The sequence below is a fragment of the Pseudonocardia xinjiangensis genome, from assembly GCF_012911925.1.
GTDB classification, from domain to species: domain Bacteria; phylum Actinomycetota; class Actinomycetes; order Mycobacteriales; family Pseudonocardiaceae; genus Pseudonocardia; species Pseudonocardia xinjiangensis.
In genome coordinates this window covers 1-4,951 of the sequence record NZ_JAAXKY010000256.1, presented here as the reverse complement: position 1 = coordinate 4,951, position 4,951 = coordinate 1, and the positions used below count along the sequence as shown (strand labels likewise).

At 75.6% G+C, this 4,951-nt stretch carries 5 protein-coding genes; 2 read left to right on the top strand and 3 right to left on the bottom strand.

Annotated features, from left to right (window positions below; translation table 11 throughout):
* Positions 1-14: 14 nt before the first annotated feature.
* Entirely contained in the window at positions 15-1,124 is a 1,110-nt protein-coding gene (locus HF577_RS36450) for a saccharopine dehydrogenase family protein (protein WP_169400555.1), read from the top strand.
* Here the strand turns inward: HF577_RS36450 and HF577_RS36445 are convergent.
* Positions 1,121-1,495 (bottom strand): DoxX family protein, encoded by a 375-nt coding sequence (locus tag HF577_RS36445; RefSeq protein WP_169400554.1) that lies wholly within the window; start codon positions 1,493-1,495, stop codon positions 1,121-1,123. The two genes, HF577_RS36450 and HF577_RS36445, sit on opposite strands and share 4 nt — an antisense overlap.
* A 144-nt stretch (positions 1,496-1,639) precedes the next feature.
* Here HF577_RS36445 and HF577_RS36440 point away from each other — a divergent pair, with 144 nt between their 5' ends.
* Complete coding sequence (locus HF577_RS36440) at positions 1,640-2,638, top strand: potassium channel family protein (RefSeq protein ID WP_169400557.1); 999 nt, start codon at positions 1,640-1,642, stop codon at positions 2,636-2,638.
* 17 nt (positions 2,639-2,655) lie between these two features.
* Here HF577_RS36440 and HF577_RS36435 read toward each other — a convergent pair whose 3' ends face one another.
* Both HF577_RS36435 and HF577_RS36430 read right to left on the bottom strand, forming a co-directional pair.
* Positions 2,656-4,059 (bottom strand): HAMP domain-containing sensor histidine kinase, encoded by a 1,404-nt coding sequence (locus HF577_RS36435; RefSeq protein ID WP_312859617.1) that lies wholly within the window; start codon positions 4,057-4,059, stop codon positions 2,656-2,658.
* 60 nt (positions 4,060-4,119) lie between these two features.
* On the bottom strand, positions 4,120-4,797 hold the full coding sequence (locus HF577_RS36430; protein ID WP_169400553.1) for a response regulator transcription factor: 678 nt from the start codon (positions 4,795-4,797) through the stop codon (positions 4,120-4,122).
* Positions 4,798-4,951: the final 154 nt, after the last annotated feature.

Genomic DNA, 4,951 nt, shown 5'->3' with positions numbered 1-4,951 from the left:
GTTAGGGTCCGGGCGTGAGCGCGAGGATCGTCCTGTTCGGCGCCACCGGCTACACCGGTGGACGGGTGGCCGAGGAGATGGTGGCGCGGGGGCTGCGCCCCGTGCTGGCCGGACGCGACCCGGCCCGGCTGGCGGCCCTCGCCGACCGGCTCGGGGGCCTGGAGACGGCCACGGCGGACGTCACCGACGAGCGCTCGGTCGCCGCGCTCGTCGGGCAGGGCGACGTGCTGGTCAGCACGGTCGGGCCGTTCCTGCAGCTCGGCCGTCCCGCGGTGGCCGCGGCGATCGGCGCCGGGGCGATCTACCTGGACTCCACGGGCGAGCCGCCGTTCGTCCGCCGGGTGTTCGAGCAGCACGGCCCGGCGGCCGAGCGGGCGGGGGCGACGCTGCTCACCGCGTTCGGCATCGACTACGTGCCGGGAGTGCTGGCCGGCGCGCTGGCGCTGCGGGACGCGGGTGCGGCCGCCGTGCGGGTGGACGTCGGCTACTTCATCACGGGCGCGGGGCGGGGGCAGGCGTTCTCGCGCGGGACGCTGCGGTCGGTGGTGGGTACGGCGGTCGAGCAGTCGCACGCCTGGCGCGACGGCGCGCTGCGGACCGAGCCGGCAGGCGCCCGGCTCCGCACGTTCGACGTGGCCGGTCGACCGCGGCCGGGGGTGACGGTCGGTGGCAGCGAGCAGTTCGCGTTGCCACGGCTCGCCCCGGGGCTGCGGACGGTGGACGTCTACCTCGGCTGGTTCGGCGCGGCCAGCCAGGCCGTGCACCTCGGATCGCGGGTCACGCCGCTGCTCGGCCGGGTGCCCGGCGCGGGGCGGGCGCTGGCCGCGGTGGCCGGGTTCGTGACGCGCACGGCGTCGGACGCACCCTCGCCCGAGGCGCTGGCCGGGATGCGGTCGCACGTCATGGCCGAGGTGTTCGACGGCACCGGCACCCTGCTCGCCCGCACCCAGATGACCGCGCCCGACGCGTACGCGTTCACCGCGCGCCTGCTCGCCTGGGGGGCGGGCCGGGCGGCCGAGCACGGGGTCCGCGGCAGCGGCGCACTGGACCCGGTGACGGCGTTCGGTCTCGACGAGCTGACCGCGGGAGCCGCGGAGGCCGGGCTCGTCACGGATCTGTCCTAGAGAGCGTCCCGGCGGACCCGCAGGGCCCAGAGGACCAGCGGGACCTGCAGCGGCAGCCGCCCGTAGGCGATCGCCCGCTCGCGGGGGGAGCGGTGCCTCCAGTCGATCGCCATCTGGACGTTGGCGGGAAACACCGCGGCGAACAGGCCGGCCGCCGCCAGGCCCCCGAGACGCCGGGTGCGTGGCACCGCGACCGCCGCGGCCACGCCGAGCTCCACCGCCCCGGACACGAGCGTCCACGACCGCGGCGACCCCGGCACCCATCCGGGCACGATCGCGTCGAAGCAGCGCGGCACGGCGAAGTGGAGCGCTCCCGCAGTGGTCAGCAGCGTGGCCAGGCCCACCGCGGCATGTCGCTCTCGTGCCCGCATCGGCAGATCATCCCGTGAACGACGCGACGCCTGCCACGCCAGGGTCGGTCGACGAGCGTGTCCCCGCGTCCGACAGCTACTCTCCGCGCCGTGACCGATCAGCGCCGGCCGCTGGCCGACCCCTCGCTGGTGGGGCTCATCCGGATGCCCGACACCGCCGCCAGCCCGGTGGTGGCACTGCTGCGGCGGCTCGCCGTCGCGTTCGGATCGCTGGCAGCCGCCGCGCTGGTCGTCTACTTCGGTGGCAACGGGTACGTCGACAACAACAGCAACACCCCGATCTCGTTGGGTGACGCCTTCTACTACGCCACCGTGTCGCTCTCCACGACCGGTTACGGTGACATCGTCCCCGTCACGCCACAGGCACGCCTGCTCACGACGGTGGTCATCACGCCGCTGCGGCTGCTGTTCCTCATCGTGCTGGTCGGGACCACGGTCGAGCTGCTCACCGAGCGCTCCCGGCAGGCAGTTCGCATCGAGCGCTGGAGGTCCCGCGTGCGGAACCACACCGTCGTCGTCGGGTACGGCACGAAGGGCCGGGCCGCGGTCGAGACGCTGCTCGGCGACGGGGCCCAGCCCACCGACATCGTCGTCGTCGACACCGACCGCACCCGGCTCGATGCCGCGTCGGCGCTCGGGCTGGTGACCGTCACCGGCAACGCCACCCGCTCCAGCGTGCTGCGGATCGCCGGCCTGCAGCAGGCCACCGCGATCATCGTGGCCACCAACCGGGACGACACGGCGGTGCTCGTCACGCTCACCGCCCGGGAGCTCGCGCCGGACGTCCGGATCGTGGCGGCGGTGCGGGAGTCGGAGAACGTGCACCTGCTGCGTCAGTCCGGCGCCAACTCGGTGATCGTCTCGGCGGAGACGGCCGGCCGCCTGCTGGGGATGGCCACCACCACGCCGAGCGTCGTCGATGTGGTGGAGGACCTGCTGACGCCCGACGCCGGGTTCGCGATCAGCGAGCGGCCGGTGGAGGAGTCGGAGGTCGGGGGGTCGCCGCGCCACCTGCCCGACATCGTGCTCGGCGTCGTCCGCGGTGACCACCTCCACCGCGTGGACGCCTCGGCCGTCGACGCCCTCGAGCGCGGCGACCGGCTGCTCTACGTCCGCAAGGCCACCCTGCCCGACGACGACTGACCTCGGAGCGCGCCGGCTCAGGCGGTCGGCAGGGTCAGCGCGAACGCCGCACCCACCCCGCCCGGCGGCTCGACGCAGCGCAGGTCGCCCCCGTGGGCCCGCGCGATCCCGCGGGCGATCGCGAGCCCCAGCCCGGCACCGCCGTCGTCAGCACTGCGGGCCTCGTCCAGCCGCACGAGCCGGTCGAAGACGCGTTCCCGGTCGGCGGGTGGCACTCCGGGACCGGTGTCGGCCACCAGCACCGTGGCCGTCCCCCTCCCGGTCGCCGTCACGTCGACGGTGATCCGGCTGGTGGCGGGTGTGTGGCGACGCGCGTTGTCGAGCAGGTTGCCCACCACCTGGCCCAGTCGGGCCGCGTCGCCCGGGACGACGGTCGGCTCACCGTGGACCTCGACCTCGCGGTCCGGCGCGAGCAACCGGATCCGGTCCGCCTCCGAACGGGCCAGCTCCAGCAGGTCCACCGGCTCGCGGCGCAGCTCGATGCCCGCGTCGATCCGCGCGAGCGCGAGCAGGTCGTCGACCAGCCGGCCGGCCCGGTGGCTCTCGCGCAGCAGCAACAGGTGCAGCCGGTCGCGCTCCTCGGCGTCCAGACCCGGGGCGATGGCGGCCTCGGCCACGGCCTGCACCCCGGCCAGCGGGGTGCGCAGCTCGTGCGCGGCGTCGGCGACGAACCGCCGGGTGCGTGCCTCCGACGCCCGCGCCGCCGCCTCGGCGCCCTCCAGCTCGTCGAGCATCGCGTCGAACGCGGATGCGGCCCGGCCGAGCTCGGTGTCGGTACGCGACGGGGCGAGCCTGCGGCCGCGGTTGCCCCGCGTGATCGACCGGGCCAGTGCGGTCATGGAGTCGAGCGGGGCCAGCGCGACGCGGGTGGTGAGCAGCGTGACCACCCCGGCGACGGCGAGTGCCGCGATGCTGAGCAGCAGCAACGTGCGCCGCAGCAGCCGCTGCGCCGCCGTCACCGGTCCGCCGTCGGCCACCAGCGTGAGCCGGGAGCCGTCCGCCAACGGCTGCTGCAGCGTCTGGTCGCCCGGCCCGGCGTCCGCGTCGGGACCCCCGCCGGGGCGGCCCGGACCGTGCTGCCACGGCGGCCGCGGACCGCCCGGCCCGTGCCACGGTGGTCTCGGCGCGTCCGGCCCGCCGTCGTACACGCTCCCGTCGGGCGCGACGACGACGGCGTGGATCCCGGGCGCCTCCACCTGGCGGGCCACCTCCGCAGCCGGGACCCGCTGCGCGACGAGCTGACCGGCCAGCGCGGCCCGGACCGCCAGCTCGTCGCGCAGGCCGGAGCGGGTCTGCGTCGAGAACACGATGTCGGCCAGGACGGTGACCGCCACCAGTACCGCGGCCAGCACGAGCATGCTCAGCGCGGTGACCCGGCGGCGCAGGGACACCGTGCGCAGCCGGGACCCGGCGCCCGTCACGCGGGCGCTCCCGGCCCGGTGGCGCTGTTCACGCCGGCGCCTCCGGCCCGTCGGTGCTGTTCACGCCGGCGCCTCCGGCCCGTCGGTACGCAGCACGTATCCCAGCCCCCGCACCGTGTGCACCAGCCGCGGCTCGCCGAGCTTGCGGCGCAGTGCGGAGACGTGCACCTCCACCAGGTTCGGGTCGTAGTCCGTGTAGCCCCACACCCTGGTGAGGATCTGGCCCTTGCTCACGACGCGGCCGCGTTGCGCGGCGAGGTAGTCGAGCAGGCGCAGCTCCGTGGCCGTCAGCTCGATCGGGACGCCACCACGGCGCACCGAACCCGCGGTGGCGTCCACCAGCAGGTCGCCCACCTCCACGGTGGACGGTGTGCGGCCGGTGCGCCGGAGTACGGCCGTCACCCGCGCGACCAGCTCGGCCAGCGCGAACGGCTTCATCACGTAGTCGTCGGCGCCGCCGTGCAGCCCGCGCAGCCGGTCGTCGACCGCGTCCCGGGCGGTGAGCATCACGACCCCGGCGTCGCTGCGCCGGCGCACCACGTCGAGCAGCGTGAAGCCGTCGCGTCCGGGAAGCATGACGTCGAGCACCACGAGATCGGGCCGGAACGCCTCGAGGTCCTCCTCCAGCGTGCGGCCGTCGGCGCGTCCGCACCCGACGAAGCCCGCCTCGGCGAGCCCGGCGAGCACCGCGGCCCGGATCGCCTCGGCGTCCTCCACCACGAGTACGCGCGCGGTCACCACACCATTCTGCGCTGCTCCCGGCGCCGGCCGGCTGAAGATCGGCTGAAGGTGTGGCCCGGCTTCAGGTCCGGTTCAGGATCGGGCGCAACCGTCGGTGGCACCGGATCGAGCCACCAGGAGAAGCGATGACCACCCCGACCGACCCTCCCAC